The 17550-nt window shown below is 46.2% G+C and carries 15 protein-coding genes; 12 read left to right on the top strand and 3 right to left on the bottom strand.

What is annotated here, in order from left to right; genetic code table 11:
* Positions 1–204: 204 nt before the first annotated feature.
* The 11 genes from WG89_RS21035 (at position 205) to WG89_RS20985 (ending at position 15715) form a co-directional block, all read left to right on the top strand.
* On the top strand, positions 205–1080 hold the full coding sequence (locus WG89_RS21035) for a phage tail tip fiber protein (RefSeq protein WP_062269505.1): 876 nt from the start codon (positions 205–207) through the stop codon (positions 1078–1080).
* Positions 1062–1667 (top strand): hypothetical protein, encoded by a 606-nt coding sequence (locus WG89_RS21030; protein WP_062269503.1) that lies wholly within the window; start codon positions 1062–1064, stop codon positions 1665–1667. Before WG89_RS21035 ends, WG89_RS21030 begins: the two co-directional genes overlap by 19 nt.
* Entirely contained in the window at positions 1664–2122 is a 459-nt protein-coding gene (locus tag WG89_RS21025) for a hypothetical protein (RefSeq protein WP_062269501.1), read from the top strand. Before WG89_RS21030 ends, WG89_RS21025 begins: the two co-directional genes overlap by 4 nt.
* A complete protein-coding gene (locus WG89_RS21020) occupies positions 2122–2709 on the top strand; it encodes a hypothetical protein (RefSeq protein WP_062269500.1) in 588 nt (195 codons plus the stop codon). The genes WG89_RS21025 and WG89_RS21020 overlap by 1 nt, the downstream gene beginning before the upstream one ends.
* Before the next feature lie 47 nt (positions 2710–2756).
* Positions 2757–3110 carry a hypothetical protein gene (locus tag WG89_RS21015; protein WP_062269498.1) on the top strand — a complete coding sequence of 118 codons (354 nt, stop codon included), beginning with the start codon at positions 2757–2759 and terminating at the stop codon, positions 3108–3110.
* Complete coding sequence (locus WG89_RS21010; RefSeq protein WP_079253962.1) at positions 3088–3465, top strand: DUF4376 domain-containing protein; 378 nt, start codon at positions 3088–3090, stop codon at positions 3463–3465. The genes WG89_RS21015 and WG89_RS21010 overlap by 23 nt, the downstream gene beginning before the upstream one ends.
* A 106-nt stretch (positions 3466–3571) precedes the next feature.
* Complete coding sequence (locus WG89_RS21005; protein WP_062269494.1) at positions 3572–4048, top strand: hypothetical protein; 477 nt, start codon at positions 3572–3574, stop codon at positions 4046–4048.
* Positions 4045–4647 (top strand): hypothetical protein, encoded by a 603-nt coding sequence (locus tag WG89_RS21000; protein ID WP_062269492.1) that lies wholly within the window; start codon positions 4045–4047, stop codon positions 4645–4647. Before WG89_RS21005 ends, WG89_RS21000 begins: the two co-directional genes overlap by 4 nt.
* Positions 4648–4674: 27 nt before the next feature.
* Positions 4675–5487 carry a tail fiber domain-containing protein gene (locus WG89_RS20995; RefSeq protein WP_062269491.1) on the top strand — a complete coding sequence of 271 codons (813 nt, stop codon included), beginning with the start codon at positions 4675–4677 and terminating at the stop codon, positions 5485–5487.
* Positions 5487–6584 (top strand): hypothetical protein, encoded by a 1098-nt coding sequence (locus WG89_RS20990; RefSeq protein ID WP_062269489.1) that lies wholly within the window; start codon positions 5487–5489, stop codon positions 6582–6584. The genes WG89_RS20995 and WG89_RS20990 overlap by 1 nt, the downstream gene beginning before the upstream one ends.
* A gap of 2 nt (positions 6585–6586) precedes the next feature.
* The gene (locus tag WG89_RS20985; RefSeq protein ID WP_062269488.1) at positions 6587–15715 is read left to right on the top strand and encodes an SAM-dependent methyltransferase; all 9129 of its coding nucleotides are present in this window, start codon (positions 6587–6589) and stop codon (positions 15713–15715) included.
* 222 nt (positions 15716–15937) lie between these two features.
* On the opposite strand, the gene WG89_RS20980 is transcribed toward WG89_RS20985, so the two are convergent.
* Positions 15938–16288, bottom strand: a complete 351-nt coding sequence (locus tag WG89_RS20980; protein ID WP_062269486.1) for a hypothetical protein — start codon at positions 16286–16288, stop codon at positions 15938–15940.
* A 108-nt stretch (positions 16289–16396) separates the two neighbouring features.
* The gene (locus WG89_RS20975; RefSeq protein ID WP_079253960.1) at positions 16397–16789 is read right to left on the bottom strand and encodes a response regulator transcription factor; all 393 of its coding nucleotides are present in this window, start codon (positions 16787–16789) and stop codon (positions 16397–16399) included.
* Between the two features lie 298 nt (positions 16790–17087).
* On the opposite strand from WG89_RS20975, the gene WG89_RS20970 reads away from it, so the two are divergent.
* The gene (locus WG89_RS20970; RefSeq protein ID WP_062269482.1) at positions 17088–17357 is read left to right on the top strand and encodes a hypothetical protein; all 270 of its coding nucleotides are present in this window, start codon (positions 17088–17090) and stop codon (positions 17355–17357) included.
* On the opposite strand, the gene WG89_RS20965 is transcribed toward WG89_RS20970, so the two are convergent.
* Positions 17354–17550, bottom strand: a 197-nt coding sequence (locus tag WG89_RS20965) for a hypothetical protein (RefSeq protein ID WP_062269480.1), incomplete at its 5' end; no start/stop codon positions are given. The two genes, WG89_RS20970 and WG89_RS20965, sit on opposite strands and share 4 nt — an antisense overlap.

Genomic DNA, 17550 nt, shown 5'->3' with positions numbered 1-17550 from the left:
GCGTATAACTTGAGGCGGATGTTCAGCCTGAAACAAGTGAATGAAGAGCAGTGGTTGGAACTGGTCTTGTTGGCGACTTATCTGTGGCACTATTGGGCTGATCTGAGGCCAAGAGTGAGAAAAATCATAAGGACAAGTTGAAAATGTAATGCGCCGGAGAGGGTTTTATAAGTTCTCTCCGGAATAGTCAGAGTCTGAAATTACTTGAACTGCGTTTATGGGTTCAAGTCCGACAGGCTGCTAGATGGCAAGATCACAGCAGAAGCTGAAAGAATAACCACTGTAGCCTCAGATCTTTCAACAGAAACACAGCAACGCACTGCAGCAATTCAGTCTGAGCAGCAGGCCAGAGTCGCGAAAGACAATGAGCTTTCAGAATCAATAACCGCTCAAGCTAATCGTGTTGATACGGTTATTTCTGATTTGTCTGATGAAACTAACAACCGCACCTCTGCAATTCAAATTGAGCAGCAGGCCAGAGTCTCAGCTGACGAAGCTTTGGGGACACAGATCAACTCCGTTAAATCTGATTTGTCTGATGAGTCTACAGAAAGAAAGGCAGCTATCCAGTCTGAGCAACAGGCCAGAGTTCAAGGTGACAACGCACTTGCCAGCAATCTTAATACTGTGCAGACAACTATTGGAGAGCATACTGCTTCTATCCAGTCCTTGAGTGAAACAAGCGCTAGTCAGTCTGATGATATTGGATCTATCAAAGCACAATACACCTTTAAGCTGGATGTTGATGGTTATGTATCCGGATATACATCGATCAATGATGGTGACCAGTCATCCATGATTTTTAGGCAGGATGTTTTTGCGGTGGGTGCGCCCGGGAAAACGTCTCTGACTTTCGTTATCGATGGTGAAAAAGTAGTGATGGATGGAGCCAGTATCAAGGATGCAACAATTGAAAGTGCTGCCATCAAAAAACTGAACGTTGAAAAGATCAATGGAGATGTTGCTAATTTTTTGAGAACGCATATCACTGACGGATTCATAACTAATGCAATGATCGGCAATGAAATCAAAAGTGATAATTATGTTGCTGGGCAGTCGGGGTGGATCATAAAAAAGTAGGTACCGTCCGGCTGGGCTACTACCGGTCGGATGGTATCTATGTTGAAAAAGATTTTCGGGCAGAATTGAATGATGCAGTTTTTGCGGGGAATGTCAGTGCACTGAATGGCACCTTTCGAGGCAAGTTAACAGCACAAGCTGTTAATGCTGTAAAAAATATAAATCTTGGTGGTCATAGCGTTGCAAGGTCTGTGGCTGTCCATACACCAGGCCAGGTGAATGTAGGGCAAAATGTATGGGGAACTCTTGGTAGTGCAAATATAAATTTACCAGCAGGTGATTACGGGACTATTCGAATTAAAGCAGCTCTGTACTGCTACTTCTGGGTTACGGATCTCAACCACGGTAGCGAGCATACTCGCTGGTCTTCAATAAGAGTGCTGGTAAATGGGGTCTCACGATATGAGTCTAAAGCGGCTGTGCACCATTTGCACTCTCATAGCAATAATTGGGGGTTGGAGTTTATTTTACCAGCAGGAGTTGGAGTAAATACTGTGACCTTCCAGTTTTATGTTCCCGATGTAGGTTACAACATTGCCATGCATTTCAATAATGTACGGATGCGATTAGATTTGGTATACCGATGAGTTATTTTGAAATGGATTCGGTTCTTTTCAGGGGGCAATTGAAAGGAGCTACGGGGCAAGCAAAATTTAAACTCACATCAGATGCTATTGAGGCAGTTGATACAGTAAATATTGAAGGCGGTGCTGTAACGTATTCAACTTATTCTTACGTCTACCCAAACAGGTCATTTTCACAGGGAGAGCATGTTGTATCATCCGTTATCCAAGTTCCAGAAGGTGCTTGGACTGAATGGTTTGCCGCTTGCTCTGGGACTAAATCATCTCTGTATATCAATGGCGGGCTTCAGCCCCGACTCATCAGCTTTAAGCAAGGTCAGGGGCTTGGCTCACCTCTAAGTGGTTTGGTTAATCTCGGTGCTGGTCAACACACTTTGGCTCTCCATACTGCTTCAGCTGGCCACAACCATAATGCCTACATATTAGTTCGTTACATAAGAAATACCGGGACTGCTTAATGCCAGGTCTAATTGAAATAAATGATGGAAATGCAATCATTCGCGGTGATATGGATGCTGGACAAGGTACTTTTTCCGGCGCTTTCTCTGCAGATAATATTGATGCAGTCAGATCCATCAATATCAAGGATGGCGCAGTGATCAGCACCACATTTATAGGTGGTGGTGCTAACTCAAATGATTTTACTTTTTATGTGTCTCTTCCTGTATTTGCCAATATGGTTGAATTGGTTATCCCGGTAAAGCTGGTTCCGGATTTGTGGTCAGCTCTTAACAATACTGCAATCACACTGGGTGTTAATCCTGAACCGTATTTTAATATTTATTTGAACGATGGACTTGCAGCAACAGCAAGATTTAATGTTGGCGTTTATGATTTTAATCTTGATAGTTCAAATAATTATTACACTCATGACTTGACTTGTATTCATTTGCTTTACCCTGTTTCAGGCGGTGGAACCTTAAAGGTAAGGCTGCAAGGTATATCTGATGGTCAAGATCCGATTCCATTTGTTCCTTATGGGTACAGTTATTGGCTACATCCAAAAATTTACAATGAAATTGCTGTCAATTTTCACATGAGGTGACTCAAATGTATGGATGCTTATATAAACCAGACACTGGTGAAGTACTTATGACAGTTGATGCTCCTCAAAAAGCTGATATTGAATTGCAGTTGCAGGTTTACCCAGATGCGAGCATTGTTTTTAAAAAAGTGGATGCAGCCACTCAATATATTGAGGCCGAAGAACCGAAAGATAGACCTTTAATGAATCTTCAGTATGAGGATCACGAGATAGATGTAAGCGAAGTACTTCGGGTTGAAGGCATTCCGACAGGAACCACACTTTATTATCCAGGCGGACAGGTTCAGGTTGATGATGGATATATTGAATGGAGCTCAATAGAAGAAGGCAGCTTCTACTTCCGATTTATTAACTTCCCATACATGGAGGCTGAAATAAATGCCATCGTTAGGCGTGCATGACCCGCTAGCTGCCACACAAGTTAGTCGTGAAAGAATTAATCAGGTTCGTGACGAAATTGAGTCTTCTCCGATTGAAGTTCAGCAAGGTGCCTTTGATGCTGATCAGGTGTCTATGGAAAGAATGCAAAATGCTATCGAATACTGGGATGATCTGGGAACCGGTGAAACACTTCAATGGACACTTGCAAACAATACCGTTGCAGCTTTCAGTAGAGCGGATCTTGAAAGCATTTATGCAGCAGTAAAGAGCAAGCGGGCTGTCAGGGGAGCTGCTTTGCATAGAAAGGCAACTTTATTCAAAGAACAGCTTCCAGAAGTTACAGAGAGAGATATTATTCTTTCTGCTTGGCTGTAACTTATTGAAATATATTAGAAATAGTGTCCCTCCCTTTTTTTCTCTTCTTTCTACCTGACTGTTAAAATATACAGACTGTATGTAAAAACAGTTCTGAGCATTGAATATGGATTCTGAACAACAACACGAGCTAATAAGGTTCTGGCTTGATGATGATGCCTCTGCCATTGATCTCGCCTACAAACTGATTTCTATCAGCCAAGTCTGGGACGATCTTATTGATCGAGATAAGCCAGTAAACAACGAAGCTATTAACCGAATGATGCGTTTTGCATTAGTCGAAATTCCTAAGAACCAATTCTATCAAACCCATATTCAAAGCCTGCATCCAGTTATGGAGGAGCGTCTTTACACCTGGCTAGACGCCAACACGCTTGAAGAGCAGGGCAACTGCAGAGACTTGAGAGTGAGCTACATCATTCGTTCCGTTATTACCGACTTGATTATTCATCTTGCTTTTTTGGTGGGTGGTTTTGAATGGCGACAAAAAGCAGCCGTTGCGATACGTCAGGCCGTTTATCGAGATAACGAATCTTTTACCGAATATGTCCAGGAACTGAGAGGGAATAACACATGTGTATGAGCAGTGATGCTCCAGAGGCAGAAGTCGGCCCCATGGAAAAACAAATGGTTGAACTCTCTGACCAACAGCTCAGGGACTACGAAACAATATACGATCCTCTAGCAAAAGAGGCTGTTTCTAAAAGCCGTGAACTGGGCACTGAGAGTTTTAGACAGCACAACAAAAATGTTGCCGCAGCCTCAGCCCGTGAAGCTCGAAGCAGTTTTGGTGTTGGTGCGGGAGCAGCGCCCGTAATGAAAAAAGCACTCATAGATAAAGGTGTCGGTGACTCTGTATCTACTGCTGATGCAAGCTCGCAGGGCGAATTGCTTGCAAAAAATACCGAAGTGAATCGCAAGCTGGGTGTTGCTCAGATGGGTCGCGGGCAATCTCAGACAGCAACACAGAATTATGGTAACGCTGCTGCCCGGGAATATGCCGAGAGCGTGACCAAGGCAAATGCTGACGCCAGCAAGGATGCCACTAAATCATCAGCTGTAGGAACCGTGGCGGGAATTGGGGCAGGCTACTGGCTCAACCAACCTCAGACACCAAAGTTAAACATGCAGGGGCAGTCCAAACCTCTGAACAACAACACCGCTTTTATCAAAAACATTTAACCGCTGTTCCAGCAAGGGAGGCCGATCATGTGTATGGATGTTGAAGCTGCAACAGATCACACACTTCAAACCCGGCAAGCTGAGCAGGCTCGCAAGATTGATCAAAACTACCGCGAAGTTTTCCAGCCAATTGAGCGTGAGCTTGTTGGCGTTGCTTTGGATAAAAACTTTGTCAGCAACTCTGCAAAAGACGCCGCCCATGACGCTGGAAAAAGCTTTGATGCCAGTCAGGGGGGGGCAGAGCGAAACCTTGCCAGCTATGGAATGCAGTTGACGCCAGAACAGAAGAAGTCGCTTGAGTTCAAAAGATCCATGGGGCGAAACACAGCGACCATGGGAGCCTCAAGTACTGCACGACAGAATGCAGAAACCCTGCAGGGTTATTTGCGTTCCAACATGCTCGCTATCGGTCGCGGAGTTCAGGCTGAAGGGCTTGGCACTTTAAATCAGGCCGCTGGAATGGAAAGCGCGCGCAATCAGCAGAATACCAATGCAGCAGCTCAGCAAACCTCTCAGAACTACCAGACAGCCGGAACAGTAGCCTCTATCGCTGCAATGGCAATGATGTCTGAGCGGAAAAAGAAAACCAATATCAAGCCCCGGACTGATGATCAGGATATGGCTGACGTTCGCAAGATAGAGAATCACGAATACGACTATAAGCCGGGTATGTCTGGTGGTCGTCGTGAGCAAGGTCATATAGGGCCGATGGCGGATGATGCGCCTGCCAGCATTTCAGACGGAAAGACAATTGATCTTGGCGACATGAACAGTCTTGGTCTTGGTGCTATCCGAGATCTGGATAAGCGGCTGAAAAAAATTGAAGGGAGAAAGGGTTAATGGATAGCAATGCTTTCGCCAATGGTCTGGGTCGTGGTTTGGGAATATTTCGTCAGGCTCAGGCTATCAAGAACGATCAGGAAGACCGGGCATACAACCGGCAAATACAAAAGCAGCTTTTCGACATGCGGCTCGAAGACAGGGAATACCAGCGAAGCCGCGATACTGCAGCCGACCAGCGTTATCAAGATAGCCTGAACTACAGAAAAGAGCGCGATGCTGTTCAAGATACCCGTCATCAAGAAACACTTGATTACCGGAAAAGTCGCGACGGAGTTCAAGACCTTCGACACCAGGAAAACTTTGATTACAGAAAAGAGCGTGATGGAGTTTTAGATAAACGTTGGCAGCAAAACTTTGATGCTTCCAAAGGCATCAGAGCGCTTCAGAAAAAACAATTACAACATCAAGTCAATCAGAGCTCTCAGAAAAGTCAGCAAGCCAACTTGAAGCGCATTGCAGCTGCCTATACTCGAGCCAAGAGCAACAACGATACCCAAGCAATGAACGGACTTGTCCAGGCTTATATTGGTGCCTGGAATACCAATCCAGCACGACGAGCCATGTTGCAGAATGGCGCGAAGCCTGGGCAGACCAAAGTAATGACCGGGCTAGAGCCTCGACAAGATGGACGGTTTTTACCGGAAATCACCACTTATGACGAGCAAGGTAATGAAGTCAGCGTGAGCTATCTCAGTCGTGATCGAAGCAGTAATCCTCAAGACCCCTATATGGCTGTTGATCGTGATGCGATCTTCGGTGATCTGATGAACGATCCTGACATGGCTCAGTACATGCTGGAGGCTGAGGCAGCGCTTAGCGGTTTCTCCGGAAGTAGTAAGAAATCGAAATTTATAACTCAGGGTAAGTATAACGAGTGGGGTGATAAACAGGGCGAAGATACTTATATCTATGATGAGTCGGCGGGTGGTATGAGAAAAATACCTGTCCTCGATCAACCAAAACATGATCAGCCAGCACCGGGTCAGGCTCTACCTCTTCCTGAAGGCATGACCGCACAGCATGTTTCTTCATTCCTCAGAGCAAACCCCAGCGCAACCCGCAAAGACGCTATCAATGCATGGACGGCCAGATAAGTATGAGCGAGAACAAGTTTACGATCCCTGATGATTGGGGGCAGGCTGAAGAGCAGAAGCCATCCTTTAATATCCCTGATGAATGGGATATGCCGCAAGAGAGTGACGTGGGCGCTTTTGAATCGGGCACACGTCGTGTCATTGGTGGAGCTGCAAAAGGGCTGGCAGCTTTTGGTGCTGATCCAAATATTCCAGCGGATGAACAGCCTTGGCATAAACGTCCAATAGCTTCTTTCTTCAGAGATGTATCAGATGAGGAAATGCGTAACAACCCTTTCAGTACTGATGGTGCTATTGATGATTATGGAGACGCTCAACTTGATGAGGCCGCTGAGTGGCAACCAGAAGTTGCCAGCTACAAGGATGTAAATGGCTTGGGCTCAGGCGTGAAGTATATTGGAGAGCGTCTGGCAAATTCTGCCCCTTATATGGCGGCACTGGCCACAGGTAATCCTGCAGCATTTGGTGCGATCACTTTATCAAACACAGGAGATATTGTTGATCAACAAGAAGAGCGGGGTGAAGAAAAGAATCTTACTCGTGCCGCAGCTGCAGGTTTGGGTAGTACAGTTCTAGAGTCAATTGTTCCCAGAGGGGTTGCAGGCCTGCTAAAAGAGCCAGTTAAGCAAGGTGTTGCAAAGACTATTGCAAAAGGAGCTCTTGGTGAAGGTCTGACAGAGGTCGCACAGGAAACTGCAACTGAATATGGTGTGTCTGGGGATGTAAAGATTCCAGAAAACTGGGATGAGGCTTTTGTTGCTGGGGCTGCAATGGGCGGCACCATGACGGGAGCGGGGCAGCTGGCTGGCAAGATGACGGAAGGCAGGCGAAACTCTATGCCTTCACCCTCAGAAGTTGCAGAAAGCGCCAGACAGCAAGTAAAAGAACAAGGCGGGGATGCCCTTCAGCAGGCTCAGGCAGCTAGTGAAGCTGCAGGACAAGCTATTGAGGCCGCTCGCCAGCAAGTTAAGACAGACGGCTCTATTGACTATTCAATAACCCAAATCCCTGAACATCAGCCGGAGTCTGAGTACGAATATGAAAGCTCTATTGATTTTACCCAGCAGCCAGCCGAGAGTCTTTCTCTGGTACCCAGGCAAGAGCAAACCTTTCAGCCTGACAATGCCATAGAGTTTTCAAGAACAGATGATTTAGCCGGAGGCATTGAAGGAGAACTTCAAGCTCAGTATGAACAAGAGCAGCTGGCGATAGAAGAAGTAGAGCAGAAAAGACAGCAGGCATTTGATCTAGAAGTTGCAGAAGTTCAGGCTGAAAGTCTCAAGGCCAGAGACAAACTGCTCCATAAGGAGTTCCCGCTTCAGAAAGTTTCAGGTTTACCAGACAGCCGACTGGAATCTCCTGCCTATCGTGAATACTTGAGTGGAGTCGCGGAGCTGGCTCACCAGGAGCAAGTTACCAGTCGCCGGAAAAACCTTCCTGAAGATGAAACTGTGTTAATGGCTATTCGTCGTTTGAAGGGAGTCAGAGCTGAAAGCGTTGAAGATACTATTGCAGAAAGCCTGAGATTCAAAGTAAAGGAAAAAGAGCTCAAAGGGCTGCCAAGCCAGTATCTCAGAAAGAATGGTGGAATGACCCTCGATGATATGGCCACCGCTATGTATGAAGATGGTTTTCAGATTGACGGCAGAGAGATGACGGTGAATGAGCTGAGCCAGGCAATTGATAATGAACTGGCTGGTCGCCCAATGTTTGCCGATTTCACCGGGCAATCTATCGAAGACAGTCGACACACGCCTACGGCTCTCACTAACAGAATCACCGCACCTGCAGTAAATGCAGCTCTGAAGGGGGAAGAGCTTTCTCCAACTTATCGGCGTGAAGTTGCTCGCCTCTTGGATGAAGCTGAGAACGATCCAATCTTCCAGGCTCCAGAATTTCTGAATCAGGACCAGGCTCGAATCGAACAGGAGCGACAGACCAATGCATTGCCTGAAGCATGGTTCGATCAATGGGAGCCGGTGGACTTTGACTATATTAATGAAATAACGGGGCTGGACACTCATACCTTTAACGAGTCAGACTGGGAGCTGATTGCAGAAGCTCAGCAGCAGTTAGTAATGGATGAAGCTGCAGCCCATGAGCAGAATAATAAAGTAGAGGAATCAGACCTTGAAAGAACAGCAGGACAGCTCAGAACAGAAGCCGAAACCCACGATAACACCAGCTCAAGCGAAAGCAGCAGCCAGAGCCTTAATGGAGTCGAAGCGCAAGAGAGGCCAGGAGAAACAGCAAAGCCAGAAGTAGCCTCGGCAAAAAGTTCAGACGGCATCGTCTCTCAGGATGAGTACCACCTAAAAGAAGCCCAGGAAGCCTTTCAGCACAGCAATCGAAGTGCTGCCAAGTCTTACAGCGAACAATTCATCAATGATATTCAAGACATCTATAACGAGTCCTTGAAGCTGGCTGAAACCGATCAGCAGAAAGCTGCCCTTCAGAATGCCATTACCCAATACAAACAAGATTATCTGAAAGCAGAAAAAGACTACTTCCAGGTACGCTCTGGTGTGGCTTCATCGCATATTGCAGGACGGGATAAATTCAATGTGCGCCAGGCAGAAAAAAGATCTTCAGCAGATGATAAAGCCCATCAACGAATGGTGGATGCAAAAGAGTTTGCCCGGGTCCAGGTAAAGAAAGCAGTGCTTGATGCTCGCTCAACTGAACAGGTCGAGCAGGATCAGGCCAAGCAGCAGGCAGACAGGAAAAAGAAAGCTTTCAATCAATCCCTGAAAGAGCTTGGCGGGCTTGTGGGCGAGGTGGCTGAACATTTGCGCAGCAACCGGGAAACGCTTGCAAAGGATACCCGTAAGTGGGCCATGCCAGAAGCGTTTCAGCAGGTAGAAAGGCTGATCGAAACAGATCGCCCTGAAGCCATAAAAGTCTTGAAAAAGCTGGATGAATTAACGGCAGATGTGGGCGGGCTGGTTAATGTGGTCGGTGCGCGTTCCAAGCTGGCAAAACTCTATAAAGAACTGAACTCTGAAAAAAAGGAGTCGCTAGCGCCCTCTACTCAATCAGGTAAGAGTGGCGATCAGGAAAACAAGAAAGCTGATCGGGACTGGAATAAAGCAACGCTTGAGCACTTTATTGACGCAGGCAACAAAGCGTTGAATGGTGAGCTGCCCGCTGATCAACACATAGCCGCAGGTTTGGCGCTGCTTGAAAACAAGGAGGCGGTCAAGGCTGAGCTTGAGGGAATGTCCAAGAAGGCCATTCTGCAGGCCAATGGTATTTACTTTGAATATCAATACAGGAATGAAAAGAAGGCTCGTGTAGTTAATGCCGCTTATTGGAATCTGGTCAAATTCTTCAATCCCAATGACTCCATCAGTTTTGGTTTTGAAAAGGGGGCTCAAGAAGCGGCTTATAAAAGAGTCATTGAATCAGTCACTCAGGAAAAACTCGATACCCTGAAAGCCAAAAGAGAAGCTTCAAAGAAAGAGAGAGCAGAGAAGAAGGAAGCCCGAAAGAAAGCATTGGATAACCCGGAAACTCTCGAAGAATTCAAATACTTTATTGAGCACAAGGGCGTTAATGAGCTGACCCCGGACCAACTGGAACAGCTTGACTCCCTGACGGTTGAAGCTCGACTAAACAGTGAAAAAGAACAGGATACTAAGAAGTCAGAAGTGTCTGGCATTTCCGGTGATACTGCCTACACCACAGCCGAAACGACTCATGCCAAAAAAGGCATTCCCCTTTATGTCGTTTCGCTGGATGGCCGAGTTGACAAAGAGCGTTTTAATGAGGTTAGGGACAAAGCCAAGGCGCTGGGTGGTTGGTATTCCAGTTTCAGGAAAAACGGTGCAATTCCAGGATTTCAGTTTGAGAGCGAAGAGGTTCGTCAGCAATTTCTCAATGTCCTTTCGGGGGAGTCGGAATCTTCTGGCCGTATTGAGCACAAGAAACAAAGCGCCCAAGAAAGAAGAGTAGAAAAGCTTCGCCAGATGGCTGACGACTTTGAGCGTGGTGGCGAGAATGCATTGAATGCGGATCGTAAGACCAATACCGCCAAACGTGCCAGGGAGGCAGCTTCAGCAATCAAGTCTGCAGAAGGTAGTATTTCTCATGGCCGTTTACTTCGCCAGATAGCTGATGCAGCAGAGCAGGGGATAGTTAAGCTTCTCTCCCGGATTAATGCGAATACCCAGATTAATGAACTTTTGAAAATCAGAAAACAGCTTAAGTGGAGAGCAGTCTGGGAAAAGAGCGACTTGGTAGAGGAGATTAGAGGGGAGGAGATTCGTCATGAATGGAAGCCTGATGTCACAGTAAATCAGAAGGTTGCTGGTGCAGAATTTGATATGGAAGTGGCCAGTAGCTATCTAAAGAACGTGGCAGAGGGTATGGAGAATACTGGTGGCTACAAGCTGACAGGTAAAGCTCTAACGAGAATTCTCAATAAAAACAGGCAAGAAAAGATTGATCTGAATAACCCTGTTTTTTCTCGCCATCTAGATAAAATAAAGGCGTTTGCACGAGACCATAAACAGTGGCACTCAGGTCTTCATGGCAAAGATTGGGATACTCAGAGAGCTGCAGAAATAATTCATGAGCGTTTTTTGGTCAAGCACAGATTGGCTCAGATAGGTATTAAAGGGGTTAATTCTCTTCGCTTCGCTCTCCGTGAACTCTATGAAGTAGAAAAAGGTATTGAGGCTGTAAAACGCGACCGACTGAAAGAGATGGAGCTTGAGTTGGTTGGGCAGAAGTTTCCCGGATTCTTCCCTACGCCTGAACCTGTTGTGAAAACCCTTATTGATCATGCCGACATTCAGCCAGGTATGTCCGTCCTTGAACCCTCTGCAGGCAAAGGAGATATTGCAGACGGAATCAGGAAAGCTGAACCTGAGTCAGAAGTTACTGTCATTGAGATTCAGAAGCGTCTGAGGGATTACCTAGAGGCTCGAGGGTTCAATCCTGAAGGCATGGACTTTCTGGAGCATGTCGGGGAGTACGATCGCATTGTAATGAATCCCCCCTTTGAAGAAGGGCAGGATATGCAGCACGTTCACCATGCTTTTGATCAGCTGAAGCCGGGCGGACGTCTGGTGGCTGTAATGTCTGCAATGAGCGGAGATCGCCAGAGAAAGCAGGACCGAGAGTTTAGTGAGTGGGTTGAAGAGCAAGGCGGTGTGTTTGAATCTCTGCCTGAAGGCGCTTTTAAATCGTCTTTCCGGCCAACTGGAGTTAATACAAAAGTCCTGATTCTGGATAAGTCAGGATCAGAGAATCGCTATCGGTTGGGTAGCGGCAAAGGAATTAAACACAGCAGTGCCCGGTTTATTGCTGGAAAAGCGCGCAAACAGTTGGGTGTTGATGTCCAGGCTGTGAGCAGTGAGAAAGAGCTTCCTGAAAACCTCCAATCCCAAATAAAAAGTGATGGCGTAACCGGCAATGTGAAAGGCCTGTTTGACACTGAAACCGGCACTGCCTACATCATTGCCAGCAACCTGAGCGACCCTCATGACGCAGTAAAGACAATCCTCCATGAGGTAGTGGGTCATAAAGGTGTTCGGCAGGCGCTGGGTAATAAGTTGAATTTGACCATGGCGGGAATCTATCGAGATATTCCTGCAGGTGCCAGGCAAGAACTTGAAAGCCGTTACCAGGAACAGTTAGCTGGGCTATCAAAGGCTGAACAGAAAATCCGAATAGCTGAGGAGTATGTTGCGGGCTTGGCAGAAACCAACCCTAAGTCTGGATTACTGTTCAGAATGATCAGTAAGGTAAAGAGTATTCTTCGGACTATTGCACCAGGCCTGAAATGGTCTCACAACGATGTTGTGAGTTTGATTCAGGAAGGTAAGAGCGCTTTAAGGAAAGCGGGTGGTTCAGAAGTAAAATCACTCTACAGTCTGTCTGATAAAAATCCCCTGATAGTCAGTCCGAGACAATTGATTCGTAAAGGACGGTTGTCGTTTCTCAGAAAAAAAATGAGGGAACAGGCTCAAAAGCTTGATGGAGAATCTGTTGTAAATGAATCAACTGGAGAAAGAATCTGGTTTTATAAAAAGGGATTCAAGCACAGTGCCTCGGGCCCACTGGATAAGCATCAAGAGCTGGCCGTTCGATTGATGCCCGTTATCCCGGAGATCGTTAAAAAAGCAGTTCCCTTTGATCGACAGTCAGATAAAAAAGGGCGACATACGATAAGTGAAGTCATTAAGTTGAGAACGAAGATTCAGCTCAACGAAGATCATTACTTCGTGGACTTGAGAGTCAGAAAGTATTCTAGTGACCAGATGCAGAGGCTTTATGACCATAGAGCAAGGAAGAAGGACCCTGCGGGCATCGATGGCGATCATCCGCACAATCTGGTGATTGCCGATGTTTCACTCCATCCCACAACAGGGCCCAATACAACTATAGACCAAAGGAAAACAGAAAAGTTCGAGGACGATGACAGTAATCGTTACTCACTTTCGGCCGCAACAGGGGGGCAGCAGGCATCTACTCCTTTTGTCGTTTCTGAAGAAAACTGGCGTGACACTTTCATTCGCAAGATTCAGGACAAATACAAGCCATTGAAGCGCACACAGGATGCAGTCTCCCATGAAGGCCTGAACCCCATTAATGAAGATATGGATGCCTATCTTGCAGAGGAGTTATCTCACGGCAAGATGGCTGATGAGTTGCGTCAATTTGAACGCAGTCATAAAGAGCCACTGGCTAAAGCCATTGCTCTCTCTTCAGTAAATATGGATGAGCTGGATCTGTATCTCTACGCCAAGCATGCGCCAGAGCGTAATACTCATATTGCCAAGATAAATAATCAGATGCCCGATGGTGGTTCGGGTATGACCAATAACCAAGCGAAGAGCATTCTTGATCGATTTGATCAGGAGGGAAAAACAGCTGTGCTCCAGTCTCTTGCTGATCGCGTGTATCGAATTAACAAGCAGCGTATACAGCTACTGAGAAGCAACGGGCTGGAAAAAGACGAAGCTTTAAACAGCTGGGCTCGTTATCAGCATTATGTGCCACTCAAGGGCAGAGGGGATCAGCTGGACGATGCCAGCCATCGGCAGAATATAGGCTCAGGCTTTGATGTCAGGGGAAAAGAGTCAATGAGAGCACTTGGCCGCCGCTCAATGGCTGAAAGCCCGACACTGCACTCTCTGGCCGCCTATGAAGAGTCCATAGTTCGTAAAGGGAAGAACGAAGTTGGGCAGACTTTCCTGAAGCTGGTAGAAGCCAATCCCAATAAAGATTACTGGGAAGTCTTCAGCGAAGATAAGCTCGACAGCATGCGAATGTTTGACCCTCGCACTGAGCAAGTAGTGGATAGAGAAAATCCGTTCATGAAGTTTGATCGTGATAGCTATTTTGCGGTTAAGCGTGATGGTAAAGAGTATTACATCAAGCTGAAAGATCAGCAGCTACTGGAAGCTATGCACAATCTTGGGCCTGAAAAAATGGGTCAAATGATAAGGACGCTTTCAACTACTGTTCGCGCACTAGCTTTAGTGAATACCAGTATCAACCCTGAATTCGTGATCTCTAACTTTTCACGGGATATTCAAACCGCTGTGCTGAATGTGGTGGCTGAACAGGATTTGGACGACGGTCGTATTGCAGGGCAAGACCTTGCGAAACAGGTAATCAAAGATGTACCGGTCGCCATGCGAGGTGTTTGGCGTAATCTACGCGAAGTGCCTGGACAACCTACTGAGTATCAGCAGTGGTTTGATGACTTCCAGGCGGACGGCGGAAAGATCGACTTCTTTGGTCTGACCGATTTTGACAGTCAAAAATCACGTCTTGGCAGCCTGATCGAAATGGAAAGTGGAACCACCAAGGGCGAGCTGCTGAAGCGCTTCCATAATCTGAAAGACTTGGTTGAAGATGCAAATGCAGCTGTTGAGAATGCGGTTCGCCTGTCTGCTTATGTGAATGCTCGTAAAGCTGGCATTAGTCGAAAGAAGGCTGCCAGTCTTGCCAAGAATCTGACTGTTAATTTTAACCGTAAAGGTGAGTTAGGAGTCTTTGCTAATGCGCTGTATATGTTCTTCAATGCTGGGGTTCAGGGAACCGCTCAATTTGCCAGGGTAATGAAGTCACGGAAAGCTCAGAAAATTGCAGGGGGATTGGTCGCGAGCTCGGTCGCCATTGCTGAGATTAACCGGATACTGGCTGGTGAGGATGACGACGGTGAAAACTGGTGGGACAAAGTACCAGGTCATGTAAAAGAGCGTAATCTGGTTCTGATGAAACCCGGCCGAGAAGATGGTTCGTATTGGACTGTTCCGCTTCCATATGGCTATAACGTCTTCCATGTAACCGGCAACCTGTTGGATGACTTGGCCAGAGACCAGAAAAGCATTCCCGAAGCGTCTGGAGAAATGGTTAAAGCGTTACTGGGATCCTTTAACCCAATCGGCCTACAAGACTCCAAAGATCCAGAAAAAGCCATTATCAAAAGTGTTTCACCGACTATTCTTTCGCCTATTGTACAGCTGGCCGTTAATGAAAACTTCTATGGAGCTCCAATCTATCGCGATGGTTTTCCCGGGAGCACACCAAGACCGGATAGTGCCCAGGCTATGAAATCCACCAAGGACCATTTCAAGGTGATCTCACAGTGGCTGAATGAAGTTACCGGGGGGACTGACTACAGAAGTGGGTGGATGGATATCAGCCCCGACAGTATCGAGCATATTGCTGAATTCGCCACAGGGGGAGTAGGTGCCTTTGGTAGCCGAAGTCTCAATGCCCTTAACGCCGCTATGGATGGGAAGTTCTCCGAGCTTGAAGATAGAGAGATTCCTTTCTGGCGCAAGCTTAATGGCAAAGTTTCTGAATATCAGGATATTCGCACCTTTTACGAACGGTTGAATGATGCCAGCCAGTATAGGGATGAATACCGCTCATTGCCTGATCGCCTGAAAGATGAGTACAGGGAGGAGTTTGGTGGGCAGATCAGGGCTGCAGCTATAGGGAGAAAGTTTAAGGGTAGAATCAGTAAAATCAGGGAACGTATGGAGCGAATTGAAAATAGCAGCCGTTCTGATGCTGAGAAAGAAGCCGCTCTTGATAAGCTCCAGGAGAGGTTACATCTGGAAGTAGATAGGTTTAATAAAAGATATGCCGAGATGGTGGAAGACTGAAGAGGCGCTCTTACATGCGCGAGTACGGGAGTACCCCTGAAAACAAAATAAGCCCGGAATTAGCCGGGCTTATTTCTATGTGCTTCTTTAGTAGTTAGGCTGCTTTTTTGAGTACTTCTTCAGAAGTCTTTAAGTGAGCCTGGTATGCCTTATCTGCAAGCTCTCCAACTCTGTCCAGTAACCTGAAAATCTCTTGACTGATTTCCTTTGTGGTCATGGTTTTCACAGGAAGCTCCTTGTATTCATTTCTTTAGTTAGTCTTTCTAATTCTACTTCGTCATCTGCTGCTATAGCTTTAGCGACATTGGCAACAAATTCTGTGTAATCTCTTGCTTTGGTCAATGTCCACTCATGAGTTTCGAGGTCATGAGTTTTTATCAAATGCTCAATTAGATTGCAAACTTTTTCTAAGGAGGCAGCCATTTCTGTATAACTGGGATCTTCTAATTTTAGAATATCAATATTAAAAGTTTGTGCACTTCTCAGAACCCGGCTGCTTACCTGTATGATTTTATCATATATTGCTTGTACCAGAGCGTGGTGAGAATCAACTTCCGAGTCAACAACGTACATGCACTTTCCTGTTATTTGTATTTTTTTATAACGTAATAAAAAGCGCCTTTAAAGGTCAAGCTTTCTATAAAAATTCTGCCCTGACTTATAACGTGAAAAGAGAGTTGATTACCCAGAATAGAAGCACATTCGGACAAGATTCATCCTGAAGGCCTGTTTAAAAAAATCGAATCGACTGGTGGATTGAACTTCCATTTTCTTCCTGATGCTTTTGTGGTGAGTATGCACAGTACGCCAGTTGATATCCAGCTCCTGAGCCGCTTCTCTGAATGATGCCCCTTGCATATATAGCTGAAAACAATCGCTCTCACGGTCTGTGAGGTAGATACGGGGCTTTTCTGTATTGTGTATACAGTGGGCACACAACCCCTCGGAAATACTCATCAACAACCTCAATACGGTACTTCCAGGCACGGGTAATGCCGGGTGCTTCAACAGAGCACATAGCACTCCCCTGACTTTTCCCGCGAACGGTCTTGTATGAGCCAGGACACCCGACATAGCGAGTTCTGTCCTGACGGCTAATGTTGCCGCCTATGTCGTGTGTTGAGCACGGCAGGCGAAGAACAAGACCATTTTCACAGATGATGAACGAACGAGCAATAAGCGAATACCAAGGTGACTTAGTAACAAATAGTTACAAATATCCGTTCTAAGGACGGATATACAAAGTGAATTTTCCACTTCAGAGTAAAGGTCGCAATAAAATCATTTGGACGACATAGGAGTTTTACTGTATATATTTACAGTAAAAATAACTGTTTATTTATACAGTAAAAAAATCAGGGAGTGAATCTGTATGAGCGCCGATCCAATCCATAGACTTCAGGTACTGAGATTGAGAAGTGAGAATGTGGCAAGAACCATTGACCAGGTTGAAGTCGAACGGTTGTTGTCAGATGAGGAAGAGCTGGCAAGGAATGCTTTGGAATCTATCGGGGAGGAGTTGGGAGAGCTGCTTTTAGAGTTTGAACTGCTGATTCCGATGGATGACGACTGCGAAGAAATACAGTACCAAGGAGTATTTTCCAATCCTGAAATGAGCCTGAAGGCAGGTACTACTACCTAACCCTCGGCTTGTCGCTCATGAACTAATTGAAACAGGATTTCTCTGGCTTGTTGCAGCTTTCTGGCCGCTTCATTATCGGTCATGGCTTCCGCTTTGTCCTTTAGTTGGTCCAGTGTAATCCCTTCTTTCAGGTACTGTTCTGGTTCCTTCAGTGACAGGAACTTTTCGTAAGGGGTCATCATGTTTTCATAGC

Source organism: Endozoicomonas arenosclerae (genome assembly GCF_001562015.1).
GTDB classification, from domain to species: Bacteria; Pseudomonadota; Gammaproteobacteria; order Pseudomonadales; family Endozoicomonadaceae; genus Endozoicomonas_A; species Endozoicomonas_A arenosclerae.
This window is presented reverse-complemented; position numbering and strand designations above follow the sequence as displayed.

Bases quoted from the DNA above. Each gene is read 5' to 3' on its own strand.
- WG89_RS20985 (WP_062269488.1), top strand. From the start codon at position 6,587: ATGAGCGAGAACAAGTTTACGATCCCTGATGATTGGGGGCAGGCTGAA.
- WG89_RS20975 (WP_079253960.1), bottom strand. From the start codon at position 16,789: ATGTCGGGTGTCCTGGCTCATACAAGACCGTTCGCGGGAAAAGTCAGG.
- WG89_RS20990 (WP_062269489.1), top strand. From the start codon at position 5,487: ATGGATAGCAATGCTTTCGCCAATGGTCTGGGTCGTGGTTTGGGAATA.
- WG89_RS20995 (WP_062269491.1), top strand. From the start codon at position 4,675: ATGTGTATGGATGTTGAAGCTGCAACAGATCACACACTTCAAACCCGG.
- WG89_RS21015 (WP_062269498.1), top strand. From the start codon at position 2,757: ATGACAGTTGATGCTCCTCAAAAAGCTGATATTGAATTGCAGTTGCAG.
- WG89_RS21000 (WP_062269492.1), top strand. From the start codon at position 4,045: ATGAGCAGTGATGCTCCAGAGGCAGAAGTCGGCCCCATGGAAAAACAA.
- WG89_RS20970 (WP_062269482.1), top strand. From the start codon at position 17,088: ATGAGCGCCGATCCAATCCATAGACTTCAGGTACTGAGATTGAGAAGT.
- WG89_RS20980 (WP_062269486.1), bottom strand. From the start codon at position 16,288: ATGTACGTTGTTGACTCGGAAGTTGATTCTCACCACGCTCTGGTACAA.
- WG89_RS21025 (WP_062269501.1), top strand. From the start codon at position 1,664: ATGAGTTATTTTGAAATGGATTCGGTTCTTTTCAGGGGGCAATTGAAA.
- WG89_RS21010 (WP_079253962.1), top strand. From the start codon at position 3,088: ATGCCATCGTTAGGCGTGCATGACCCGCTAGCTGCCACACAAGTTAGT.
- WG89_RS21020 (WP_062269500.1), top strand. From the start codon at position 2,122: ATGCCAGGTCTAATTGAAATAAATGATGGAAATGCAATCATTCGCGGT.
- WG89_RS21005 (WP_062269494.1), top strand. From the start codon at position 3,572: ATGGATTCTGAACAACAACACGAGCTAATAAGGTTCTGGCTTGATGAT.